The organism is Actinobacillus vicugnae, assembly GCF_901687125.1.
Classification (GTDB): domain Bacteria; phylum Pseudomonadota; class Gammaproteobacteria; order Enterobacterales; family Pasteurellaceae; genus Actinobacillus; species Actinobacillus vicugnae.
This window is the reverse complement of sequence record NZ_CABFJY010000001.1, coordinates 37,461-61,201: the sequence shown is the minus strand read 5'-3', so window position 1 is coordinate 61,201 and position 23,741 is coordinate 37,461. Positions and strand designations below refer to the sequence as shown.

General features: G+C 39.8%; 19 protein-coding genes, 1 tRNA gene and 1 pseudogene. 14 read left to right on the top strand and 7 right to left on the bottom strand.

The window, feature by feature from the left end; all coding sequences use genetic code 11:
• The first annotated feature begins 172 nt into the window (after positions 1-172).
• The 3 genes from F8M47_RS00295 (at position 173) to mnmE (ending at position 3,774) form a co-directional block, all read left to right on the top strand.
• On the top strand, positions 173-493 hold the full coding sequence (locus F8M47_RS00295) for a TfoX/Sxy family protein (RefSeq protein WP_150538226.1): 321 nt from the start codon (positions 173-175) through the stop codon (positions 491-493).
• 155 nt (positions 494-648) lie between these two features.
• Complete coding sequence (gene yidC, locus F8M47_RS00290) at positions 649-2,277, top strand: membrane protein insertase YidC (protein WP_150538225.1); 1,629 nt, start codon at positions 649-651, stop codon at positions 2,275-2,277.
• A gap of 138 nt (positions 2,278-2,415) precedes the next feature.
• Positions 2,416-3,774, top strand: coding sequence for a tRNA uridine-5-carboxymethylaminomethyl(34) synthesis GTPase MnmE (gene mnmE / locus F8M47_RS00285; RefSeq protein ID WP_150538224.1), 1,359 nt, complete (start codon positions 2,416-2,418; stop codon positions 3,772-3,774).
• A 112-nt stretch (positions 3,775-3,886) separates the two neighbouring features.
• Here mnmE and F8M47_RS00280 read toward each other — a convergent pair.
• A tRNA-Sec gene (locus F8M47_RS00280) sits at positions 3,887-3,981 on the bottom strand.
• A 68-nt stretch (positions 3,982-4,049) separates the two neighbouring features.
• Between F8M47_RS00280 and selA the strand changes: the two genes are divergently transcribed.
• The 5 genes from selA (at position 4,050) to fumC (ending at position 11,570) form a co-directional block, all read left to right on the top strand.
• Complete coding sequence (gene selA, locus F8M47_RS00275; protein WP_150538223.1) at positions 4,050-5,435, top strand: L-seryl-tRNA(Sec) selenium transferase; 1,386 nt, start codon at positions 4,050-4,052, stop codon at positions 5,433-5,435.
• A complete protein-coding gene (selB, locus tag F8M47_RS00270; RefSeq protein WP_150538222.1) occupies positions 5,432-7,282 on the top strand; it encodes a selenocysteine-specific translation elongation factor in 1,851 nt (616 codons plus the stop codon). The genes selA and selB overlap by 4 nt, the downstream gene beginning before the upstream one ends.
• 1 nt (position 7,283) lies before the next feature.
• Positions 7,284-8,591: a 16S rRNA (cytosine(967)-C(5))-methyltransferase RsmB gene (rsmB, locus tag F8M47_RS00265; protein ID WP_150538221.1), complete on the top strand. Its 1,308-nt coding sequence runs from the start codon at positions 7,284-7,286 to the stop codon at positions 8,589-8,591.
• On the top strand, positions 8,588-9,964 hold the full coding sequence (gene trkA, locus F8M47_RS00260; RefSeq protein ID WP_150538220.1) for a Trk system potassium transporter TrkA: 1,377 nt from the start codon (positions 8,588-8,590) through the stop codon (positions 9,962-9,964). Before rsmB ends, trkA begins: the two co-directional genes overlap by 4 nt.
• A 211-nt stretch (positions 9,965-10,175) precedes the next feature.
• Positions 10,176-11,570, top strand: a complete 1,395-nt coding sequence (fumC, locus tag F8M47_RS00255) for a class II fumarate hydratase (RefSeq protein ID WP_150538219.1) — start codon at positions 10,176-10,178, stop codon at positions 11,568-11,570.
• Between the two features lie 249 nt (positions 11,571-11,819).
• Here fumC and F8M47_RS00250 read toward each other — a convergent pair.
• Positions 11,820-12,265, bottom strand: a pseudogene (locus F8M47_RS00250) (IS1595 family transposase); the annotation flags it as partial.
• 212 nt (positions 12,266-12,477) lie between these two features.
• On the opposite strand from F8M47_RS00250, the gene F8M47_RS00245 reads away from it, so the two are divergent.
• Positions 12,478-13,506, top strand: coding sequence for a DNA cytosine methyltransferase (locus tag F8M47_RS00245; RefSeq protein ID WP_150538218.1), 1,029 nt, complete (start codon positions 12,478-12,480; stop codon positions 13,504-13,506).
• Here the strand turns inward: F8M47_RS00245 and F8M47_RS00240 are convergent.
• Positions 13,488-14,315, bottom strand: coding sequence for an MAE_28990/MAE_18760 family HEPN-like nuclease (locus tag F8M47_RS00240; protein WP_150538217.1), 828 nt, complete (start codon positions 14,313-14,315; stop codon positions 13,488-13,490). The genes F8M47_RS00245 and F8M47_RS00240 overlap by 19 nt on opposite strands.
• A gap of 1 nt (position 14,316) precedes the next feature.
• On the bottom strand, positions 14,317-15,381 hold the full coding sequence (locus tag F8M47_RS00235; protein WP_150538216.1) for a DUF262 domain-containing protein: 1,065 nt from the start codon (positions 15,379-15,381) through the stop codon (positions 14,317-14,319).
• Positions 15,382-16,074: 693 nt separating this feature from the next.
• Between F8M47_RS00235 and F8M47_RS12165 the strand changes: the two genes are divergently transcribed.
• Positions 16,075-16,272 carry a hypothetical protein gene (locus F8M47_RS12165; RefSeq protein WP_244298015.1) on the top strand — a complete coding sequence of 66 codons (198 nt, stop codon included), beginning with the start codon at positions 16,075-16,077 and terminating at the stop codon, positions 16,270-16,272.
• A gap of 211 nt (positions 16,273-16,483) precedes the next feature.
• Here the strand turns inward: F8M47_RS12165 and prmA are convergent, their stop codons facing one another.
• The 3 genes from prmA to epmA all read right to left on the bottom strand — a co-directional run bounded on the left by prmA (position 16,484) and on the right by epmA (position 20,017).
• Complete coding sequence (gene prmA / locus F8M47_RS00225; RefSeq protein WP_150538215.1) at positions 16,484-17,365, bottom strand: 50S ribosomal protein L11 methyltransferase; 882 nt, start codon at positions 17,363-17,365, stop codon at positions 16,484-16,486.
• Positions 17,366-17,443: 78 nt separating this feature from the next.
• Positions 17,444-18,904 carry a metalloprotease TldD gene (tldD, locus tag F8M47_RS00220; RefSeq protein WP_150538214.1) on the bottom strand — a complete coding sequence of 487 codons (1,461 nt, stop codon included), beginning with the start codon at positions 18,902-18,904 and terminating at the stop codon, positions 17,444-17,446.
• A 129-nt stretch (positions 18,905-19,033) separates the two neighbouring features.
• The gene (epmA, locus tag F8M47_RS00215; protein WP_150538213.1) at positions 19,034-20,017 is read right to left on the bottom strand and encodes an elongation factor P--(R)-beta-lysine ligase; all 984 of its coding nucleotides are present in this window, start codon (positions 20,015-20,017) and stop codon (positions 19,034-19,036) included.
• Between the two features lie 346 nt (positions 20,018-20,363).
• Here epmA and frdA point away from each other — a divergent pair, with 346 nt between their 5' ends.
• From frdA to frdD, 4 genes are read left to right on the top strand one after another with little or no spacing between them, the layout of a single operon-like run.
• Entirely contained in the window at positions 20,364-22,163 is a 1,800-nt protein-coding gene (gene frdA, locus F8M47_RS00210; RefSeq protein WP_150538212.1) for a fumarate reductase (quinol) flavoprotein subunit, read from the top strand.
• Between the two features lie 12 nt (positions 22,164-22,175).
• The gene (locus tag F8M47_RS00205) at positions 22,176-22,910 is read left to right on the top strand and encodes a succinate dehydrogenase/fumarate reductase iron-sulfur subunit (RefSeq protein WP_150538211.1); all 735 of its coding nucleotides are present in this window, start codon (positions 22,176-22,178) and stop codon (positions 22,908-22,910) included.
• A gap of 8 nt (positions 22,911-22,918) precedes the next feature.
• Complete coding sequence (frdC, locus tag F8M47_RS00200) at positions 22,919-23,314, top strand: fumarate reductase subunit FrdC (RefSeq protein WP_150538210.1); 396 nt, start codon at positions 22,919-22,921, stop codon at positions 23,312-23,314.
• Positions 23,315-23,327: 13 nt separating this feature from the next.
• Positions 23,328-23,672, top strand: a complete 345-nt coding sequence (gene frdD, locus F8M47_RS00195; RefSeq protein ID WP_150538209.1) for a fumarate reductase subunit FrdD — start codon at positions 23,328-23,330, stop codon at positions 23,670-23,672.
• Positions 23,673-23,741 lie beyond the last annotated feature (69 nt).

Here is a 23,741-nt window from a genome sequence, read left to right as displayed (position 1 = left end):
CTTTTTTGTTTGAAATTAGGTAGTAAATGCTCAAAACTTGCTTGTAACGGCTTATTACACTCGCCCCTTGCAGGAGGGGACAACTTGTTGAAGTGTATAGTAAAACAAGCAGAGAGAGGCAATTTGCAAAATGTTGAAAAAATAAGACGGTTTGTTTTGTTGAGGAAGATTTATGTCCAAAGAATTTGTAGGATTTATTAACGACCAGCTATTTCCTCGTTTTCATTTTCAATCTAAAAATATGTTTGGTGAAACTTGCTTATTTTCAGCTGGCAAGATTGTGGCGATTATTAATAAAGATAACCAAATTTTTGTGAAGGCAAATGCGCAAACCCAGTCGCACTTTCAGCAAATTGGTAGCACTCAATATGAATATTTTTCGAAAGGAAAATGGCAGAAAATGCACTATTGGAGTATTCCCGATGAGGCAGTAGAAGCGCCAGAAATGCTCCAAATGTGGTTTGAATTAGCGATGCAAGCACTTCACCGTTAAATCGACTATTACCTAACAAGCGGTCGAATTTGGTCAAGTTTTTGCAAAATTCTTGCTAAATCCGACCGCTATTCGCAAAAGGCGGTTGGATCTAGTGCCAACCTATTATAAAATGCCTTTCTTTTTTATCTTCCTTAACCCAAGAGAAACTCAACATGAATTCAAATCGTAGTTTATTGGTTATGGGTTTGTTATTAGTGTCTTTTTTAGTTTTTACGCAATGGCAGCAGGATTTCAATCCTGAAATTCAAGCGCAAAAACAAGCACAACAACAAGCTCAAGTTGCATCACAATCGGGCGATGTGCCTGCTTCATCAAATGCTAATACGCTTATTGCTGAAAATGCAACGCAAGGTAAAACCATTACTATTCAAAGCGATGTATTACGTTTAACTATCGATACCTTAGGTGGCGATGTTATTGGTTCAGATTTATTAGCACACAATGCAGAATTAAATTCTAAAACTCCATTTAAATTATTACAAACTGGTGCAACAACTTATGTTGCGCAAAGTGGTTTAGTGGGTAAAAACGGGATTGATACCAATTCAGGTCGTCCGCAATATCAAGTTGCACAAGATGCATTTGTATTAGCAGACGGTCAAGCTGAAATCAGCGTGCCAATGACGTTTGAGAAAGACGGTGTACTGTACACTAAAACTTTCGTCTTAAAACGTGGTAGTTATGATGTTGCGGTAAACTTCAATGTGAAAAACCCAACCGCTCAAGCAATTAAAGTTCAACCTTATGGTCAATTAAAACATACTTTGGTTGAAAGTTCTGGTAGCTTAACTATGCCGACTTATACTGGCGGCGCTTACTCTTCATCAGAAACAAACTATAAAAAATATAGTTTCGACGAGATGGCAAAAGCAAATTTAAATATTGATACCAAAGCAGGTTGGGTTGCGGTTTTACAACACTATTTCGTTTCTGCCTGGGTACCAAATCAAGATGCGCAAAATGCACTTTATTCACGCACCAATAATGGTATCGCAACCATTGGTTACCGTGGTCCTGTGACAGAAATCGCACCAAACAGCGAAGCGACCATTACTAGCCAATTATGGACGGGTCCAAAAGATCAAAAAGAAATGGAAGCAACCGCAGCAAACCTTGACTTAACCGTGGATTATGGTTGGGCGTGGTTCATTGCAAAACCATTATTTGCGTTATTAACTTTCATTCAAAGCATCGTATCTAACTGGGGCTTAGCGATTATTGGTGTAACACTTGTGGTGAAAACCATTTTGTATCCATTAACCAAAGCGCAATATACCTCAATGGCGAAAATGCGTATGTTACAGCCGAAAATCCAAGAAATGCGTGAGCGTTTTGGTGATGATCGCCAACGTATGAGCCAAGAGATGATGAAGCTCTATAAAGAAGAGAAAGTAAACCCAATGGGTGGTTGTTTACCAATCTTAATCCAAATGCCGATTTTCATCGCATTATATTGGACATTTATGGAAGCGGTAGAACTACGTCATGCTCCATTCTTTGGTTGGATTCAAGACTTATCGGCACAAGACCCGTACTACATTCTGCCATTATTAATGGGTGGCTCAATGTTCTTGTTACAAAAAATGTCGCCGACCCCAGTGGCAGATCCAGTGCAGCAAAAAGTGATGACTTTCATGCCTGTATTGTTCACTGTGTTCTTCTTATGGTTCCCGTCAGGCTTAGTGCTTTACTGGCTAACCTCAAACTTAATCACAATTGCCCAGCAATGGTTGATTTACCGTAACCTTGAGAAAAAAGGTTTACATTCTCGTAAGAAATAAACTCGTTTTGGCGAGTCCAAAGGCACCGTAAATATACGGTGCCTTTTTGTTTTATGGTATGATAAGCCAACTACAAGCGGTCGAATTTGCAAATTCTTTTGCAAAAATGACCGCTTCTTTAATAAGAAAGGATACAAAATGAAAGATACCATTGTGGCTCAGGCAACCCCAATTGGGCGTGGTGGCGTGGGCATTTTACGCGTTTCAGGCCCACTGGCGCAGAACGTTGCCCAAGCAGTATTAGGCAAAGAACTAAAACCGCGTCTTGCCAACTATTTACCATTCAAAGATCAAGACGGTACAGTGTTAGACCAAGGCATTGCTTTGTTCTTTAAAGCGCCAAATTCTTTTACGGGTGAAGATGTGCTGGAATTACAAGGGCATGGCGGTCAGGTCATTTTAGATATTTTGCTAAAACGTATTTTGGCGGTAAAAGGTGTGCGTATTGCGCGTGCGGGGGAATTTTCTGAGCAAGCATTTTTAAACGATAAACTCGACCTCGCACAAGCAGAAGCAATTGCCGATTTAATTGATGCAACCAGCGAACAAGCAGCTCGCTCAGCGCTGAAATCTTTACAGGGTGAATTTTCTAATAAAATCAATCAATTAGTTGATTCTGTTATTTATCTGCGTACTTATGTAGAAGCAGCAATTGATTTCCCTGATGAAGAAATTGACTTTTTAGCTGATGGTAAAATTGAAGGGCATTTAAACGATATTATTCACCAACTTGACAGCGTACGCAAAGAAGCAAAACAAGGTGCGATTTTGCGTGAAGGGATGAAGGTGGTGATTGCAGGTCGCCCGAATGCAGGTAAATCAAGCTTACTTAATGCGCTAGCAGGCAGAGAGGCGGCGATTGTAACTAATATTGCAGGCACTACCCGTGATGTATTACGTGAACATATTCATATCGACGGTATGCCATTACATATTATTGATACCGCAGGTTTGCGTGAAGCAAGCGATGAGGTTGAGAAAATCGGTATTCAACGTGCGTGGAATGAGATCGAGCAAGCTGATCACGTGTTACTGATGATCGATAGTACCGAACAAAGCGCTGAAGCGTTTAAAACTGAATGGGCAGACTTTTTAGCTAAACTACCACAAAACATTCCTGTTACTGTGATTCGCAATAAAGTGGATTTATCTAGCGAAACGGAAAGCTTACAGCAGTTAGAAGGCTTTACGTTAATTCGTTTATCGGCACAAACTAAAGTGGGCGTAGACTTATTACGTGAGCACCTGAAAAAATCAATGGGTTATCAAAGCTCAACGGAAGGTGGTTTTTTAGCACGACGCCGCCACTTACAAGCGCTTGAAACTGCTGCGGAACATTTGGAACGCGGTCATGTGCAATTAACCCAATTCTTTGCGGGCGAATTACTCGCAGAAGAATTACGTATGGTACAAAATGCGCTCAGTGAAATTACAGGGCAGTTTACCTCGGATGATCTGCTAGGCAATATCTTTAGCTCGTTCTGTATCGGCAAATAGCAACAGAACAAGCGGTCGAATTTAGCAAATATTTTACCAATAAAAAAACCACGGAATATTTTATGTTCCGTGGTTCAGTCTTTATTCGTACCAAGTAAAATGCTAAGTAATTTGGCGGAAGTGAATGGGAGTCGAACCCACCCAAGAACGCTGGCGTCCTCAATAGGATTTGAAGTCCTACCGCCTCACCAGAGGCGACTCACTTCCGTTGAAAAAGTAGCGGTATTCTACTTTATTTATTAGAATTGTTCAAAATTCTCCTACTCTTTTTTATTATGCAAACATTATTCCGACTTATTCCCTCAATTGATAAACTACTAAAAAGCCAACAAGCTATTGATTTAATTAATAAATTTGGTCATCAAGCCTTTGTTTCTGAGGCAAGAAACTTAATTGAAGAAGCTCGTCAACAGATGGTTACCACACAAAAATTGCCTGCATTTCTTGAACACGAATCGGCGCTTTTTACCAAACTGTCTGCAAAGCTACAAGCGATACAGCAGCCTCAAATCAAAAAAGTGTTCAATCTGACAGGCACGGTGTTGCATACCAATTTGGGGAGAGGGCTATGGTCGGAAGCAGCTATTTCTGCCGCCACAGACGCAATGCGTCACAATGTTGCATTAGAATTTGATATTGAACAGGGCAAGCGCTCACATCGTGATAATGCGGTGTCTGCCTTGATTGCACAGCTAACGGGCGCAGAAGCCGCTTGTGTAGTAAACAATAACGCAGCCGCGGTGCTATTGATGCTTGCAACTTTCGCTCAAGGCAAAGAGGTTATCGTTTCTCGGGGAGAATTAGTGGAAATTGGGGGCGCCTTTCGCATTCCAGATATTATGCAACAAGCGGGTTGTACCCTAGTTGAAGTGGGTACTACGAACCGCACTCATTTAAAAGATTATCGCAATGCTATCAATGAAAATACCGCTTTTTTAATGAAAGTGCATACCAGCAATTATCAGATTCAAGGCTTTACCAGCAGTGTCTCTGAAGAAGAATTGGTGGAGCTAGGTAACGAATTTAATTTAGCGGTAATCAGCGATTTAGGTAGTGGCTCTTTAACGAATATGGCGCAGCTTAATTTACCTGCGGAGCCAATGGTGCAAGAAAAAGTCGCTGCAGGTGTGGATTTAGTCTCGTTTTCTGGCGATAAATTGCTTGGTGGCCCTCAAGCTGGAATTATTGTCGGCAAAAAAGCACAGATTGAAGCGCTACAAGCCCATCCTCTAAAACGGGTATTGCGTTGTGATAAAGTGATTTTAAGTGCTTTAGAGGCAACACTGCGTCACTATTTATTCCCAGAAAAATTAACCGAGGCATTACCGACGTTACATTTACTTACTCAACCACTTTATGTCTTAAAGCTGAAAGCTGAGCAATTAAAACAAGCCCTCAGCAAACATTTAACCGCTGAATTTAGTTTACAAATTGAAGATAGCCTTGCTCAAATTGGCAGTGGTGCGCTTCCAATGGAAACGCTCGCTTCGGTGGCAGTTACAATCAGCGCCGAGAAACAAAGTGATTTATTAGCGTTAGAACAGCGCTTTAAAAGCTTTCGCTGTCCGATTATTGGGCGCTTTGCTCAGCAAAAATTTTGGTTAGATTTACGCTCGGTCGCACAATTTGAGCTACTCATTACAATGTTGGAGAGAGAATGATTATTGTCACCGCAGGCCATGTCGATCATGGCAAAAGCGCTTTGTTACAAGCGCTTACAGGCACTAATACTGCTCATTTACCTGAAGAGAAAAAGCGTGGTTTAACTATTGATCTTGGCTACGCCTATTTGCCGATAACCAACGATTCACCTCAAAATGAAATTCTTGGTTTTATTGATGTACCAGGGCATCAAAAATTTTTATCGAATATGTTAGCAGGACTCGGGGGCGTACAGCATGCGTTATTAGTGATTTCTGTCGAAGAAGGCATTAAACCCCAAACCATTGAGCATTTGGAAATTCTTAACTTATTGAATTTCAAGCAAATTATAGTAGTGCTAACCAAAGCAGATCGGGTTGAAGCAACGCAAATTACCCCGCTTATTCAGCAAATTAAACAACAATTACCTTCGCTGAATCATGCACCTTTTTTTGTGACTTCTAGCCTAACAGGGGAAGGTATTGCCGAGCTAAAAGCATACTTAATAGCCGAAAACCAACAGCAAAGTTGCATACCGCCATTTAGGTATGTGATCGACCGTGTGTTTCATATCAAAGGTGCTGGGCTTGTCGTAACAGGGACAGCTGTGGCAGGTAAAGTGAGCGTCGGAGATTCGCTGTATCTTTCTGATGGCACAAGGGTGCGCATTAAAGCCATTCATGCGCAAAATAGCCCGTCAGAAATTGGTATGGCAGGACAACGTTTGGCGCTTAATTTGGCAAATATTGAAAAAGAGCAAATTCGCCGAGGTCATTGGCTGAGCGAACTACCACCCGCTTTTGCAACGGATCGAATTACCGTAAAACTGACTGCTGCCCAAGCGTTAAAAGAAACTTCTGCCGTGCATATTTACCATTTCGCTTCGCATATTACGGGCAAACTGAGCTTATTAAATGCAAAACAAGCGGTCAAAAAAGCCGAATATTTTGCAGAATTATTGCTTGATGAGCCGTTGCATATTGCATTAAATGATAAACTGATTATTCGTAGTGGTGATGATAGCCAAACCGTGGCAGGCGCACAGGTGTTAGAAATCCATTCGCCCAAACGTTATAAACGAAGTGAAGCTCGCTTAGCTTATTTGGCGCAATTGGCACAAACTGAAAGCTACGCACAACGTATTAGCCTTTATTTGCAACGTGATGCGATTGCACGAGACCGTTTACTGTGGGATGAACAATTACTCCCTGCACAGCTGGAACAATTAGGCTTTAAACTCAATGATGAATGGCTTTATAGCAATGCGTTTAAAATCGATGCACAACAAAAAGTATTAGCTAAATTGGCTGAATATCATGAGCTTCACCAAGATCAGTTAGGTGTGGCAAAAGCCCGTTTACGCCGTATGGCACTGCTTGATTTACCTGAAAAGCTCGGCTTAATGCTGATTGATGATCTACTGGCCACACACCAATTAGCCCAAACTCGAGGCTGGTTACATCTGGCGGAGCATCGAATTGAATTTAACTCGCATGAATTGCAAATTTGGCAACAAATTCGACCGCTTTTTGAAGCAACTAACCAAGCACTATGGGTAAGAGATATTGCTAATCAATTGGCAATGGATGAAACCGAAATGCGTAATTTATTGTATAAAGCGGGCAAATTAGGCTATTTAATTCCGATTGTTAAAGACCGCTTCTTATTAACTGAGCAGATTGAAACTTTCGCACAATTTATTCGCAATTTTATTCAGCAACATGGTGAAATCTCAGTAAATCAGCTACGAGATGAGATCCAATACGGACGCAAACTTACCGTACAACTAATTGAATATTTTGATCGCTCTGGATTTTTACGTCGTAAAGGCAATATCCACTTACTGAGAGACAACGACATTTTTTAATATGAAAAACAAAACACAAAACGTGCGTGCTGTTGCCGCACAAATTATCTTACAGGTGTTAGATCAAGGGAAATCGCTCTCGAGCTTAGTGCCAGAAGCACAAAGCCAACTTGATCCCAAAGACCTCCCTTTAGTACAAGAAATGGTATTTGGTATCTGCCGTGTACTGCCTCGCTTGGAACACATTATCAAGCTATTAGTCGATAAACCACTGAAAGGTAAAACCCGCTTGGTACATTGTTTGCTATTAGTCGGGTTATATCAATTGCTCTATATGCGAGTGCCTGCACATGCCGCAGTAGATGAAGTGGTGAACGCCACGAAATTAGTCAAGCTAGATAGTTTTAGAGCGCTAACCAATGGCGTGTTACGCCGTTTCTTGCGTGAGCAAGCCGATATTTTAGCGAAAGTAGATAAACACTGGCAGACAATGCATCCAGATTGGTTTATTAATCGAATCAAAAAAGTTTATCCCAATTGGCGAGAGATTATTGAAGCCAATAATCAACGCCCACCAATGTGGATTCGTGCAAATCGCCAACATATTAAAGCGCAAGACTACCGTGTGTTATTGGGCGATTTAGTTGCCAAAAGTTCAGAAAATTCGACCGCTTGTGTGCCCGAATGCGCTATCTTGTTAGAAAATCCTGTACCTGTTAGCAAATTAATGCATTTCGAACAAGGCTGGGCAACTGTGCAAGATGCGCATGCTCAATGGTCTGCCGAATTACTCGACGCTCAAAATGGCGAGCTGATTTTAGATGCTTGCGCAGCCCCTGGTGGTAAAACGACCCATATTTTAGAAACAGCACCGCAGGCACAAGTAATTGCGTTAGATATTGAAGAAGGGCGTTTAAAACGCGTGCGAGAAAACTTAGCACGTCTAGGACAAACGGCGAAAGTGATTTGTGGCGATGCGGCTAAACCTGAAGAATGGCTTGACCAAGATGTAATGTTTGATCGCATTTTATTAGATGCACCTTGCTCAGCAACGGGCGTGATTCGTCGCCACCCAGATATAAAATGGTTACGCAAAGATCAAGATATTGCAGAACTAGCAAAACTACAAAGCGACATTCTTAATGCACTATGGCGTCGCTTAAAACCAAATGGCGTTTTATTATACGCAACCTGTTCAATTTTACCTGAAGAAAACGAACAGCAAATTCAACAGTTTATTGCACAACAAAACGATGCCAAATTACTCGAAATGGACTTTCACACTGAAAAAACTGCAATGAAGCAATTTCTACCACAGCAAAATGGCGGTGATGGCTTCTTCTATGCGAAATTGGTAAAAACGACATGAAAATAATTATTTTAGGGGCTGGGCAAGTCGGCTCTACTCTCGCAGAAAATTTGGTGAGTGAAGATAACGATATTACCCTGATTGACGATGATCAGGGTCGTTTAAACACGCTACAAGATAAGCACGATTTACAAGTTTTAAAAGGTAACAGCGCTTCACCACAAATATTGCGTGATGCAGGTGCAAGCGATGCAGATTTGATTGTTGCAGTAACGGAAAGCGATGAAACCAATATGATCGCTTGCCAAATTGCGCATACGTTGTTTCATATTCCGACCAAAATTGCTCGTATTCGTAATTCAGACTATGTGCGTGAGAAAGAAAAATTGTTTAACGATGGTGCGTTACCTATCGATCATATTATTGCGCCAGAAGTCTTGGTTAAAAAAGAAATCTTGCGCTTGATTAATTACCCAGGGGCATTACAAGTAGCGCATTTTGCAAATGAATTAGTGAGTTTAGTGAGCGTAAAAGCCTATTATGGCGGTCCGTTAGTTGGCTATCCTATTTCAGCACTACGTGATCACCTGCCCTATATTGAAACTCGTATCGTCTCAATCTTCCGCCAAGAGCGCGCAATTATTCCGCAAGGATCGACCATTATTGAAGCAGGTGACGAAGTATTCTTTATTTGTGCCACGCACAATATTAAAGCAGTGATGAGTGAGCTACAGCGTTTAGAACGGCCACATAAACGAGTGATGATTGTTGGCGGAGGCAGTATCGGTACTGGTTTGGCGAAAGATCTTGAAGAACAATGTAGCGTAAAAATGATTGAGCGAGATCCACACAAAGCGGAAAAACTCGCCCAAAAATTAGAAAAAGCACTCGTGTTGTGCGGTGATGCTTCCGATCAGGAGCTGTTATTTGAAGAACATATCGAAAATATTGATCTGTTTTTAGCGCTTACCAGCGATGATGAAGCAAATATTATGTCGGCATTATTAGCAAAACGTTTAGGTGCGAAAAAAGCGATTGTGTTAGTGCAGAAAATGGCTTACCTCCACTTAATTCAGGGCGGTACGATTGATATTGCACTTTCACCAAAACAAGCCACCATTTCAGCCCTTTCTAGCCATGTGCGCAAAGGCGATATTGTACAAGTTGCCTCACTCAAACAAGGGCAAGCGGAATGTATCGAAGCGATTGCACACGGAGATATTGAATCCTCTAAAGTGGTTGGTCGAAGCGTGCGCGAGCTAAAATTGCCACAAGGGGCGATTGTCGGGGCAATTGTGCGTAACGAAGAAGTAATTATTGCGCACAAATCCACCCAAATTGAAGAAAATGATAGAGTGATTGTTTTTGTAAACGACAAAAAACAAGTGAGCGAAATTGAAAAATTGTTCCAACTCAGCACTTTTTTCTTATAAATCACGATAGCCATAGTTATTCACTATGGCTATTTTTTTATGCACAAAAGTAATTGAGCTGATAAATTCTGATCCATATCACAAAATCATAAAAAAAGCGGAATGGAATGTTTTTAGTCGGTTTCTTTCTTGGTTTGCCAGTGCTACTATCCTACCTAGAAATTATTAGATACCCCAATTCAACATTTATATTATCCACAGGAGAACACAAATGGAATATCGTATTGAAAAAGATACAATGGGCGAAGTTCAAGTACCTGCTAATCGTTATTGGGCAGCACAAACCGAACGTTCTCGTAACAACTTCAAAATTGGTCCAGAAGCTTCAATGCCTGCTGAAATCATCGAAGCATTTGCTTACTTGAAAAAAGCAGCGGCGTTTGCCAATACAGATTTAGGTGTGCTTCCTGCTGCAAAACGTGACTTAATTGCGACCGCTTGTGATGAAATTTTAGCGCATAAACTTGATGGCGAGTTTCCATTAGTAATTTGGCAAACGGGTTCAGGCACACAATCAAATATGAACCTCAATGAAGTGATTGCTAACCGTGCGCACGTCATTAATGGCGGTACATTAGGTGAAAAATCCGTTATTCACCCAAATGATGATGTAAATAAATCACAATCTTCAAACGATACCTACCCAACAGCAATGCATATTGCAGCTTACAAAAAAGTGGTAGAACATACTTTACCTTGTGTAAAACGCTTACAAAAAACCTTCGCCGAAAAAGCTGAAGCATTTAAAGATGTGGTAAAAATCGGCCGTACGCACTTAATGGATGCAACGCCATTAACATTAGGCCAAGAATTCTCTGCTTACGCAGCGCAATTAGCATTTGGTATTAAAGCGCTTGAAAACACCCTTCCACACTTATCTGAACTCGCATTAGGTGGTACAGCGGTGGGGACAGGTTTAAATACACCGAAAGGCTATGATGTATTGGTGGCAGACTATATTGCTAAATTTACAGGTTTACCGTTTGTAACTGCACAAAATAAATTTGAAGCACTTGCAACCCACGATGCTATCGTAGAAACTCACGGTGCATTAAAACAAATTGCTGTGTCGCTTTATAAAATTGCTAACGACATTCGCTTACTAGCTTCAGGCCCTCGTTCTGGTATCGGTGAAATCTTAATTCCAGAAAACGAACCAGGCTCATCAATCATGCCAGGTAAAGTAAATCCGACCCAGTGCGAAGCAATGACGATGGTAGCGGCGCAAGTATTAGGTAATGACACAACAATTTCATTTGCAGGTACGCAAGGTCATTTCCAATTAAACGTATTCAAACCTGTAATGGCAGCAAACTTCTTACAATCTGCACAGCTTTTAGGTGATGTTTGTGTGTCATTCGATGAACACTGTGCAACAGGCATTGAACCAAACTTCCCACGTATTAAACAGCAACTTGAGCAATCATTAATGTTAGTCACCGCATTAAATACGCATATTGGTTACGAAAATGCGGCGAAAATTGCGAAAACTGCTCACAAAAACGGGACAACCTTAAAAGAAGAAGCAATTAACTTAGGCTTAGTAACCGCTGAACAATTCGATGAATGGGTGCGTCCAGAAGATATGGTGGGTAGCTTAAAATAAGCGACAACCAACATACAAAAGGGCTATCAAATGATAGCCCTTTTTGCTACTTACAAGCGGTCGGATTTTCCGCCACTTTTGCAAATATCCAGTATTATGTAGCACTTGCACAAGACCTAAACCGCAATAAAAATTAAGATCTCCATTGAAATTTATCCTTCAATGGAGATTTTTAGGGGCTATCCTAGATAACTAGCTTAAACTGCCCTTAACTAGTTGTTTTAAAAAAGAAATTTGAGATTTTAAATTACTGTGATTGAGGCGAAAATGGTTAAATTCACTCACATCAAGTACATCATAACTTCGGTAGAAATCGGTGTAAACAATGCTGTCAGGCTTCACTTTTCCCGAATTATCGGCAAAAGCGTTGCAGATTGTGTATTCGGCACCACGATGGTATAAACCTTGCCGTCCCACTTTAATAGCCCGAATACAGCTGTTTTGCCTGTTACACCACGCTCACGCTTACCTTTGCGAACACCACCAAAGTAGCTCTCATCTGCTTCAATTTCGCCTTAAAACATTTCGAGATGAAGGCTATGTTGATAAATAAGCAAACGCAAGCGGTGGAAATAGTAAGCTGCTATGACTTTGTTTACGTTCACTAACTCAGCGCCTGTTCGGGCTGTTACGCCTGCCACGAATAGCTCAATGAGTTTAAATCGTTTGTGCTGACTTAGACGACTTTTCCTCATTTGGGTATCTTAACCTAAATGGCATTTTTAGTCGTTATCTGGGACAGCCCCTAAATGTTTTGCTGTAAACAAAGCTCTGTGCGTTTCAGATAGCATTTGATGTATCCTTTAAATTCTTATCTGAAAACAAGTGAGTAATTGTCTTATTTTTAATAAAACTCGATTTTAAAAATAAAAAAGATTATAATGTTTAATCAGTAGGAGTTTATTATATGATTGAAGCAATAGATTTATTTTGTGGAGCAGGTGGTTTAACTGCTGGATTACAAAAAGCAGGAATTAAAGTAAAAGCTGGATACGACATTGAAGAACAGTGTCGTTATGCTTTTGAATTTAATAACAATTCTGAATTTGTGAACAAAGATGTTGCGCAGGTTGAAAATGTTGAGATTGCACAGCGCTATTCTCATGATGCAATTCGCTTGTTAGCAGGTTGTGCACCCTGTCAACCTTTTTCTAAATACAATCAAGGAAAAGATACTTCACTAGATAAAAAGTGGCCGCTGTTATATGCTTTTGCTCGTTTAATTGAAGGTAATTTACCTGAATTAGTGACAATGGAAAATGTGCCAGACGTGGTTAAGCATCTAGTCTATCACGACTTTGTCAAAAAATTAGAAGAATTAGGGTATCATACTTGGGCTGACACAGTAAGTTGTGCGGATTATGGTGTGCCACAACGCCGTCGCCGTCACGTTTTGCTTGCTTCTCGTCTAGGTCCAATTGAATTAATTGAACCAACACATAAAGAAAACTGGGTCAATATTAAAGATGTGATCGGACACTTGCCAAAAATTAAAGCAGGAGAACAACATAAAGATGACCCATTACATCGAGCTGTATCTCTTAATGAGATAAATTTAAAGCGCATTCAAGCATCTAAACAAGGTGGTTCTTGGAAAGATTGGCCAGAAGAGCTACGTTTAGCGTGTCATAGAAAAGATTCAGGCTCTACTTATGTAAGTATCTATGGACGAATGTGTTGGAATGAGCCAAGTCCAACAATGACTACGCAATGTTACGGATACGGTAATGGACGTTTTGGACATCCTGAGCAAGATCGAGCGATTTCACTACGTGAGGCTGCTATTTTCCAATCATTCCCCGATGATTACCAATTTCACCCAGTAGATGTGAAAATGCAAACAAAAGATATAGGAAGAATGATCGGAAATGCCGTACCAGTTCGCTTAGGAGAGATTATAGGGCTAAGTTTGAAAAATCATCTGCAATTAATATAATTTTGATTTGCTAGATAGTCATTAATAAGTCGCATAAGATTTTCTAAATACGTAAAAATATCTAGGGAGAAAGTTTCAAGGTCATCAACTGCTAAATCAGCGCCATAATCAATAAAAGATTTTTTACCATGAGCTAGTTGATTTCTCCCTTTTTTTACCCTAACTAATGTATTACATTGTTGTCTTGTAAATATAGTTGATTCTGCAATTTGATAGAAACCGTATATTTCTCCTAATTCCTTTATACTTCTATTATCTACATTCCCCGAAAACCAAGGGGACTTATCTTCATCTTCTACTTTTTTTCTATAAAATTCCAACCATTCTTGGAACAAAATTTTTTCGATAGATCTTACTCTTGGTCTATTGATGTGTTGAATAATATATCCAGCCATCTTATTTGAGCTTTTATGGTGTTCAATAATTCTTGTCATCAATTTTTCATTTATTTTGCGAACATTTAATTGGTTGGATTCTAATTTATTTTTAAAATGTTCGTGGATTTCTCTCATCAAAGTACTCACAATCGCTTCAGACAGGCTATACAATAATAATATACCACTAGATTTTAAAGTATGCATTAGCTCATTAGAAACGTTATCTTCCTTAATAGTTATAGGTAGTATTTGATTATCAGGGAAAGTGGTATTTGATTGTGGTTCAAAAAATAAATCTTCAAATCTATTAGTTTCTACCTTGTATTTGATTTTTGTATCACGACTTGCTAATTTTTTCAAAAAAGAAATAAAATCTTCAACCTCTTTCTTTTTATCTAAAAATAGTGCTGTTGTTTCGGGAATAAAGTTCATTTTATTGCTTACTACCAAGTAATTGATCTCTTACAAATTCTATTCTATCTTTTACTTTAGGTCTTGAATTACTTCCATCTGAGCGAATATGATTTAAAAACTCATCTGACTCTAACCATTCCTCTGTTGATGATGGTTCTAATTGTGGATTTTTTGCTAAAGCCAAAGTTGTTCCAACTGCAATTACCTCAAATCTCAATCTAGGTACTGTTTGAGTTGTTTTATTTCTTTTAAACCCATATTTAAAATGTTTTTTCACAAAAGATAACATTGTAATAAATTGATGTTCTAGCTCATCTTTATTAAAGTTATTTTCTTTGTATGAAACATATTCATCAAGAAAGCTATCAACTCTATGTTTGAAGTTTAAATAATTTTCACTATATGCGAAATAGCGTAATACTAATTCATCATATTCTGCTTTTTTCTTTTTAGATGATCCTATAGGGCATAATGTATGCAATTCTGCATTTTGGGCAAGTTTTCTAATTAATTTCAAGAATTCACCATCATTTGTACCTCGTCTTATCTCCATTGGCTCTAATTTTGAACCGCCAGAATTTAATCTAGCAAAGATTTCTCTACGAGCCTCTTCATCAACAGCCTCAGTTAGCTCTATCATCCTGAGAGTTTTGCGTAAAAAACGAAGCTGTCTAACTCTAGGGAAATCTTTAAAATAGAGACCATTTGCTTTAGGAATATATTTTAAGGAAGCTAGAGAGAATTTATTCTGAACAAAATCCACTAAGGTCCTAATTCTTTGGCTACCATCTACAATTTCTAAACGACCTTCATTATCTGCTACAAACAAATAGGGAATAGGTAAATTGAGTAAAATGGATTCAATAAACTCCCTTTGTTGCTTTACACTCCAACGAAAAGCCCTCTGATATTCAGGAACAAATAGCTCAGCACTATTATCTTCTGAACCGTTTATATATTTATCAATAATGACACCAATAGGGTATTCACGAATGTCGTGTGAGGTCATTCGCTGTTTATCTCGGATTTCTTGTTCTAATTCTTCTAATAATGAATTGTTAGCATTTTCTGTTAAAAAAGACATTATAAATTTCCTTTCACATCTAGAATTACCATCAAGATAATTATCCTCTAAAATTAACTACTTGCAAAATTCTTTTAAGCATTAATCTCATCATTATTCTTCTTTTCAAGTAACTTATTCATCAGGCTTTCTTTATCGTTAGCATGGGATAGTACAAGTTTTAATTGCGCAATCTCTATCAATAATGAAGATTTTCACAAGCCCTGATACATAAACTTAGCAGAAATTAAGTTTGGAAACAGATATTCTTTTCGCTTGATTGAATCATTTTACATTATGAGTTTTCTGTTGACTTACATGTTAGTTAGGCTAGTTAGCATTTCGCTGTTAAGATAACTGACGCACATTCTTAGTCACTACATTAATGATCTTGCATATAATAATCATAAATTGCAAAAGTGTTCCTGATATTGAATGTAAATTGGCAAAATGTAAATTACTACTTGTAAGAGTAGCAAGCTCAATTTAAGTCAGAGTATCTTAACATTCATTATTCTTTTATGGAAACCTCACAGATTAATACGGATTTAGCCGTAATGAATTATGAAGAATTTAAGTGCTTTATGAAAGAATTAGCCACAATGTATTCCAATATATCAGACGATGGTTATCCATTACTTTATGATACCTTACGAAAAATCAGTAAAGCGAGAACAACATGTCCTTTTGAATACCATATTATTTATGGGGCATATGAAATTACCAATAAACAAGTGCTTGTCGCTTAATGAAAATGAGCTGGGTAACACCACCGTCTGCTTTGCCGAAGATAACCTACATTTAAATTGTCCGTCCAAAGGACGACAACAATTTACTCAACAAGGCTATATCACTTCCACAGAAAGTGCTTACCCTTGCATTATGGAAGAAATGCTATTAGATAAAATTTGAGAAAAACAAAGACAAAGTGTAACACCTCTAACTAAAGAATAATTAGAAGCACTTAGTTAATATTAGTACTTAATTCATTTTGGTGCTTAAAATAAAGTAAAATACCTTTACCTGTATAACGAGTAAAGGTATTTTTTATGCGGTTAAGGCTGAATTTGGGTTTTGTGCAAGCTCTACATAATACCGCAAATGTTCTGACCAAAATGACCGCTTATTGCTTCACCCCAGTAATACGACACCATTCTTCTTTTTCCACAACAGGATCAAGTTTGAAATCACCTGCGTAAGCCTCACAAACAGAAGCCGCTTGGGTTGCTAAAATACCTGATAATCCTAAATCGCCTTGTGGTTTAACTAAGGTAATAATATTTGGTGCAAGCTCTTTAAGTGGACCAGCTAGAATATTCGCCACCACCACATCAGCCTGTAGATTTTGTGGCTGATCTTTCGCTAAAAATAACTGTAAACGATCGGCTACACCATTTGCTTGCGCATTATTGGTTGAAGCGAGAATTGCTTGTGGATCAATATCAATCCCGATCGCTTGTTTCGCCCCGAGTTTAAGTGCTGCAATCGCTAAAATTCCTGAACCACAACCGAAATCGATCACCGTTTTACCTTCAAGATCTAAGCTATCTAGCCATTGTAAACAAAGCGCCGTAGTTGAGTGTGTCCCCGTACCAAATGCTAAACCTGGATCTAACATCACATTTACCGCATTTTCATCTGGCACTTCACGCCAACTTGGACAAATCCATAAACGTTTACCGAATTGCATTGGGTGGAAATTATCCATCCACTCACGTTCCCAATCTTTATCTTCAATTTGCTCGATTTTATGGGCAAAATCAGCCAAAACTAGACCGCTTGCCAGCAATGCTTCTACTACCGCATTCATATCGGTTTCCGCATCAAATAACCCCACTACATCGGTATTCCCCCATAAGCGAGTTTCACCAGGTAATGGCTCAAAAATTGGCGTATCTTGGCTGTCCATAAAGGTTACCGATACTGCACCAATTTCTTCTAAAAAATCACTAATTTGCTCTGCCTGTTTATCCGTACTATTTAAACGAATTTGTACCCATGCCATATTGTTTTCCTTATTGCTATCTGCAAAATGCAGATAATTTGTAAAATATCAGTCAAAAATGACCGCTTATTGCTTCAATTAGCCTCTACCACCAACCGTAATTTTATCGAGTTTCACTGTCGGTTGTCCTACGCCAACAGGCACAGATTGTCCTTCTTTACCACAGGTGCCAATACCTGGGTCGAGTTGCATTTTCTTACCCACCATAGAAACTTGTTGCATTGCATCAATCCCACTCCCGATAAGGGTTGCGCCTGTAACTGGCTTCGTGATTTTGCCCTTTTCGATTAAATAAGCTTCTGCGGTTGAGAACACAAATTTACCCGAAGTAATATCGACCTGACCGCCACTGAAATGCGGTGCGTAGATACCGTAATCGACTGATTCAATCATCTCTTCAAAACTGTGCGAACCTTCCGTGAGATAAGTGTTTGTCATGCGAGGCATTGGCAAATGCGCATAAGATTCACGGCGACCATTGCCTGTTGGTGCCACGCCCATTAAGCGAGCATTAAGTTTATCTTGAATGTAGCCTTTTAAAATACCATTTTCGATCAACACATTACGTTGTGAAGGCATACCCTCATCATCCACCGTAATGGAACCACGTACATCAGCAACAGTACCATCATCCACAATAGTACAAAGTGGCGAAGTCACCAATTCACCAATTTTGCCTGTGAACAACGAAGATTCTTTACGGTTAAAATCGCCTTCTAAACCGTGCCCCACCGCTTCGTGCAATAAAATACCAGGCCAACCTGCTCCCAGTACAATCGGCATTGTTCCTGCTGGTGCTGGCATTGCACCTAAATTCACGAGCGCCATACGCACCGCTTCTTTAGCAAGGTAAATCGCACGGGTATCACCCGTCATTTCGCCATTGACCACTTGTGGCTCAAAGAACCAATTTAAACCGAAACGCCCGCCTGCACCTGCAGAGCCACGCTCACGTTTGCCGTTTTCTTCTACCAACACTGACACCGATAAACGTACTAGCGGTCGAATATCTGCTGCCAGTGTACCGTCTGTTGCAGCAACTAGCATTTCTTCATACACTGCAGAAAGGCTTGCATTAACTTGAATCACACGGCGATCTTCCGCACGCGCAACTTTGTCCACTAATTGCAATAGCTCCACTTTTTGCTCACGGCTAAGCGTATCTAACGGATTGATTGAAGCGTAACGTGGAATGGCGATGGTCTCTTTGAAATTTTTTACGAATAATTGACCGCTTGCACTAGTAATTGAACGAGCCGCTGTAGCGCATTGTTCTAATTGTTCTAAGCCGATTTGATCTGCGTAAGCAAAGCCGGTTTTTTCGCCTGAAACCGCACGCACACCAAAACCACGATCAATATAAAAACCGCCTTCTTTGATAATCGAATCTTCCAACGACCAGCTTTCGTCTTGGCTTAATTGGAAATACAAATCTGCATAATCGATCTGACGATTAGAAAAATGATCAAGCACTCGAGTTAAGTGTGATAATTCAAGTCCGCTTGGTGCAAGCAAACTTTCTGAAACTTGGTTTAACATGGTTTTTCTCTCGTTATAAAAATCCTGCCATTCTATCCTAAATCACGCCTTTTCCCCAAATGACAAGCGGTCAAATTTAGCTAATTTTTTGCAAAATTTCAGCTAAATTTGACCGCTTGTTTACTACGATTAAGCGCTTTCGACGCTAAATGCCATGACTTCTTCAATTTTTTCTGCATTCATCGCAATCATCATCAGTCGATCCACGCCTAACGCCACACCAGAACAATTTGGAATACCTGCTTTAAGCGCCGCAAGAAAGCGAGTGTCTAACTGCTGTGGCGGTAAATTCATTTGCGTGCGTTGCACATTATCTTGTTCAAAACGGCGCATTTGTTCTTTGGCATCGCTTAATTCGTGGAAGCCGTTTGCCAGTTCTAAACCTTGATAATACACTTCAAAACGTTCCGCCACGCGGTGATCTTCCGAGCTAATTTGCGCTAGTGCCGCCTGTGAAGACGGGAAATGATAAACTGCGGTTGGGCGTTCCTTACCGATATTCGGCTCGACAATTTCACTGAACAGGAATTGGAGCAAAGTATCTCGGTTTTCATCATCTTCACAAGGGAAACCATGTTTACGTGCTTTTTCAATGAGTTGCGCACGTGTTGCAGACAGAGGGTCTAATCCCACATAAGTTTGAAATACAAATTGGTAGCTGTAAGATTCAGCGGGTTCACAATCTAAAATTTGCTGAAGCAAATCATCGACTTCATTGATCAAACGATACATATCAAAATGCGGGCGATACCATTCCAACATGGTAAATTCGGGGTTGTGGCGTTTGCCTGCTTCCTCGTTACGGAACACGCGGCATAATTGGAAAATCGCACCGCTTCCCGCCGCTAATAAACGTTTCATATGGTATTCAGGGCTAGTCATGAGGTGTAACGTTTTTGCTTCGCTGGCGAAAGGCGATAAAAATTGGGTGCTGAATGTAGAAAGATGAACATCGGTGACCGAAAATTCACTTAACGCTGGTGTTTCAACCTCTAATACGCCACGATCTTTAAAAAATTGGCGAATTTCCGCCATAATTTTACTGCGTTTAATAAGGTTTTGAATGGAAGCGGTCGGTTTCCATTCAATATTTGCAAGATTTAGTTCGCTCATAAGAAATAATTTAGCAAGAAAATAAAATCAGATTTTAGCGAGAATTCGATAACTTTGCGAAGTGAAATTTCAAAATTAAACCAAATTAGTTTGATCTTTTCCCTAAAAAATTTGCAACATAAATTGCAAAATTATCACAAAAAACCACCGCTTAATGCGACAGATTCTCATCTACGATTGCGATTAATTCTCAATACATTCAATGATTTACTACCTTTTTTGAGGTAGATCACAAAACGCAAATTTTTACCAAAATAAAACACGAAATAGGCTTATATTGCACAAAAAATAGTGGCACAATGCGGGTAAGTTATATTGATTAATTTATCTTCTTTTGGAGTGCATTATGCAAAGTGTTAATTTTGATGTCGCAATTATTGGAGCTGGCGGTGGCGGTTTACGTGCAGCGATTGCTGCTGCGGAAGCAAATCCAAATCTTAAAATTGCGTTAATTTCGAAAGTTTATCCTATGCGTAGCCATACAGTGGCAGCAGAAGGCGGTTCAGCGGCGGTAATTAAAGATACCGACTCTTTTGATAATCACTTTAATGATACTGTAGGCGGTGGCGACTGGTTATGTGAACAAGATATCGTAGAATATTTTGTAGAACACTCCCCAATCGAAATGACCCAATTAGAACGTTGGGGTTGTCCTTGGTCTCGTCGTCCAGACGGTGAAGTAAACGTACGCCGTTTCGGTGGGATGAAAATCGAACGTACTTGGTTTGCTGCTGACAAAACAGGTTTCCACTTATTACACACTCTTTTCCAAACCTCTATCAAATATCCTAACATCGTACGTTTTGACGAACATTTCGTATTAGATATTCTTACCGACAACGGCGAAGCTCGTGGTTGTGTAGCGATGAATATGATGGAAGGCACACTGGTTCAAATCAATGCAAATGCAGTAGTAATCGCCACAGGCGGTGGTTGCCGTACTTATCGTTTCAATACTAACGGCGGTATCGTAACAGGCGACGGTTTATCAATGGCTTATCGCCATGGGGTGGCACTTCGTGATATGGAATTCGTACAATATCACCCAACAGGCTTACCAAATACAGGTATTTTAATGACCGAAGGTTGTCGTGGTGAAGGCGGCATCTTAGTGAATAAAGACGGTTACCGTTACTTACAAGATTATGGTCTAGGCCCTGAAACGCCAATCGGTAAACCTGAAAACAAGTATATGGAACTTGGTCCTCGTGACAAAGTTTCACAAGCGTTCTGGCAAGAATGGAAAAAAGGTAACACCTTAAAAACGGCAAAAGGCGTGGACGTAGTTCACTTAGATTTACGCCATTTAGGTGAAAAACACTTAACTGAGCGTTTACCATTTATCTGCGAATTAGCGCGTGCTTATGAAGGTGTTGATCCTGTAACGTCACCAATCCCTGTACGCCCAGTGGTGCATTACACCATGGGTGGTATTGAAGTGGATATGAACGCAGAAACTTCAATCAAAGGTTTATTTGCAGTCGGTGAATGTGCTTCTTCAGGCTTACACGGTGCAAACCGTTTAGGTTCTAATTCATTAGCTGAACTTGTTGTATTCGGTAAAGTTGCGGGTGAAAATGCGGCACGCCGCGCCCAAGAAGCAAGCTCTCGTAATCAAGCACAAATTGATGCACAAGCACAAGATGTCGTTGCTCGTTTACATGCTTTAGCTCGCCAAGAAGGTAATGAATCTTGGGCGGATATTCGTAACCAAATGGGCGATGCAATGGAAGAAGGTTGCGGTATCTATCGTACACAAGAAAGTATGGAAGATGCAGTAAATAAAATCCATGAATTAAGAGAACGTTACAAAAATATCAGCGTGAAAGATAAATCAAGCGTATTCAATACTGATTTACTCTACAAAATTGAATTAGGCTTTATTTTAGATGTGGCGCAATCAATCGCTTGCTCAGCTGTTGAACGTAAAGAGTCTCGTGGTGCTCACCAACGTTTAGACTATACCGAACGCGATGATGTGAACTACCTCAAACACACTCAAGCATTCTACAACGCAGATGGCGCACCCACTATCAAATACTCTGATGTGAAAATTACTAAATCACAACCAGCAAAACGTGTGTACGGTGCAGAAGCAGAAGCGCAAGAAAAAGCAAAAAAAGCAGCAGAACAGGCACAAAAATAGGAGAGCGAGAATATGGCAAATTTAGAAAAAATGACCATTGAAGTGCTTCGCTACAATCCAGAAACAGATAGCGAACCACATTTAGATAAATATGAAGTGCCATTCGATAGTCAAACTTCATTATTAGATGCACTTGGTTATATCAAAGATGAACTTGAGCCAGAGCTTTCTTATCGCTGGTCGTGTCGTATGGCAATCTGTGGCTCATGCGGTATGATGGTAAACGGTAAACCGAAACTGGCATGTAAAACCTTCTTACGTGATTATAGCGGTTTTATGCGCATTGAACCGCTTGCGAACTTCCCGATTGAGCGTGACTTAGTGGTAGATTTAAGTCACTTTATTGATAGCATTGAAGCAATCAAACCTTATGTGATTGATAACAAAGCACCTGAAGGTCAGCGCACGAAACAAACACCTGCGCAATTAGAGAAATATCGTCAATTCTCAATGTGTATTAACTGTGGTTTATGTTATGCCGCTTGTCCACAATTTGGTTTAAACCCAGAATTTATCGGACCTGCTGCAATTACGCTAGCTCACCGTTATAACTTAGATAACCGTGATAATGGTCGTGAGCAACGTATGAAGTTATTAAGCTCAAAAAACGGTGTCTGGAGTTGTACTTTCGTTGGTTATTGTTCAGAAGTGTGTCCGAAGCACGTAGGCCCAGCCTCTGCAATTAACCAAGGTAAATTAGAAAGTGCGAAAGATTACGTAATTTCAATGCTTAAACCAAAAGGCTAGGGGGCGATATGACAACAGCAACTAAACGTAAAGCGTATGTCCGTGAAATGAAAGCAAATTGGTGGACAAAACTAGGCTTCTATAAAATGTACATGGTGCGGGAAGCAACTTGTTTAGCCACCGTATGGTTCTGCCTTGTGCTACTTTATGGGGTAATTAGCTTAGGTAGCAATGGTGATTTAGAAAGCTTTAAAGGCTTTTTACAAAATCCTATCGTATTGATTTTAAACGTTATCAGTATTGCTGCATTGCTCTATCATGCTGCAACACTTTATGTGATGACACCACAAGTACTAACTTTCATTGTAAATAATGAACGAGTAAACCCAAATATTTTACGCAATGTACTTTGGGCGGTAACAGGAATCGTCAGCCTTGTTGCATTAGTATTAAGTTATATCTAAGGGAGGAATGGCAATGAGTAAACAAGATCCAAAACGTTCTAATGAGCCACCTGTATGGTTGATGTTCAGTGCTGGCGGCACAATTAGCGCTATTTGCTTTCCTATCTTAATTTTAATGTTAGGCGTGTTATTACCGCTCGGTTTATTACCAACAGAAAACATTATCGCTTTTGCACATACTTGGTTTGGTAAATTAGTCATTTTAGCGGTAACCATTTTCCCAATGTGGGCGGGTATGCACCGTGTTCATCACGGTTTACATGACCTCAAAATTCACTTTCCTGCTGGGGGCTGGGTATTCTACGGCTTATCTGCGCTCTACTCAGTGATTGTGTTATTTGCAGTAATTGCACTGTAATCAATATAACGTGAATAAAGCCATCCGCAAGGATGGCTTTTTTGCTAGAGAGAATTGGCGCATTAAAAA

Coding starts and splice junctions, on each gene's coding strand:
- frdC (WP_150538210.1), top strand. CDS start 22,919: ATGACAACAGCAACTAAACGTAAAGCGTATGTCCGTGAAATGAAAGCA.
- frdD (WP_150538209.1), top strand. CDS start 23,328: ATGAGTAAACAAGATCCAAAACGTTCTAATGAGCCACCTGTATGGTTG.
- trkA (WP_150538220.1), top strand. CDS start 8,588: ATGAAAATAATTATTTTAGGGGCTGGGCAAGTCGGCTCTACTCTCGCA.
- selB (WP_150538222.1), top strand. CDS start 5,432: ATGATTATTGTCACCGCAGGCCATGTCGATCATGGCAAAAGCGCTTTG.
- F8M47_RS00240 (WP_150538217.1), bottom strand. CDS start 14,315: ATGAACTTTATTCCCGAAACAACAGCACTATTTTTAGATAAAAAGAAA.
- tldD (WP_150538214.1), bottom strand. CDS start 18,904: ATGTTAAACCAAGTTTCAGAAAGTTTGCTTGCACCAAGCGGACTTGAA.
- fumC (WP_150538219.1), top strand. CDS start 10,176: ATGGAATATCGTATTGAAAAAGATACAATGGGCGAAGTTCAAGTACCT.
- rsmB (WP_150538221.1), top strand. CDS start 7,284: ATGAAAAACAAAACACAAAACGTGCGTGCTGTTGCCGCACAAATTATC.
- mnmE (WP_150538224.1), top strand. CDS start 2,416: ATGAAAGATACCATTGTGGCTCAGGCAACCCCAATTGGGCGTGGTGGC.
- epmA (WP_150538213.1), bottom strand. CDS start 20,017: ATGAGCGAACTAAATCTTGCAAATATTGAATGGAAACCGACCGCTTCC.
- F8M47_RS00235 (WP_150538216.1), bottom strand. CDS start 15,381: ATGTCTTTTTTAACAGAAAATGCTAACAATTCATTATTAGAAGAATTA.
- F8M47_RS00295 (WP_150538226.1), top strand. CDS start 173: ATGTCCAAAGAATTTGTAGGATTTATTAACGACCAGCTATTTCCTCGT.
- yidC (WP_150538225.1), top strand. CDS start 649: ATGAATTCAAATCGTAGTTTATTGGTTATGGGTTTGTTATTAGTGTCT.
- selA (WP_150538223.1), top strand. CDS start 4,050: ATGCAAACATTATTCCGACTTATTCCCTCAATTGATAAACTACTAAAA.
- F8M47_RS12165 (WP_244298015.1), top strand. CDS start 16,075: ATGAAATTACCAATAAACAAGTGCTTGTCGCTTAATGAAAATGAGCTG.
- prmA (WP_150538215.1), bottom strand. CDS start 17,365: ATGGCATGGGTACAAATTCGTTTAAATAGTACGGATAAACAGGCAGAG.
- F8M47_RS00245 (WP_150538218.1), top strand. CDS start 12,478: ATGATTGAAGCAATAGATTTATTTTGTGGAGCAGGTGGTTTAACTGCT.
- frdA (WP_150538212.1), top strand. CDS start 20,364: ATGCAAAGTGTTAATTTTGATGTCGCAATTATTGGAGCTGGCGGTGGC.
- F8M47_RS00205 (WP_150538211.1), top strand. CDS start 22,176: ATGGCAAATTTAGAAAAAATGACCATTGAAGTGCTTCGCTACAATCCA.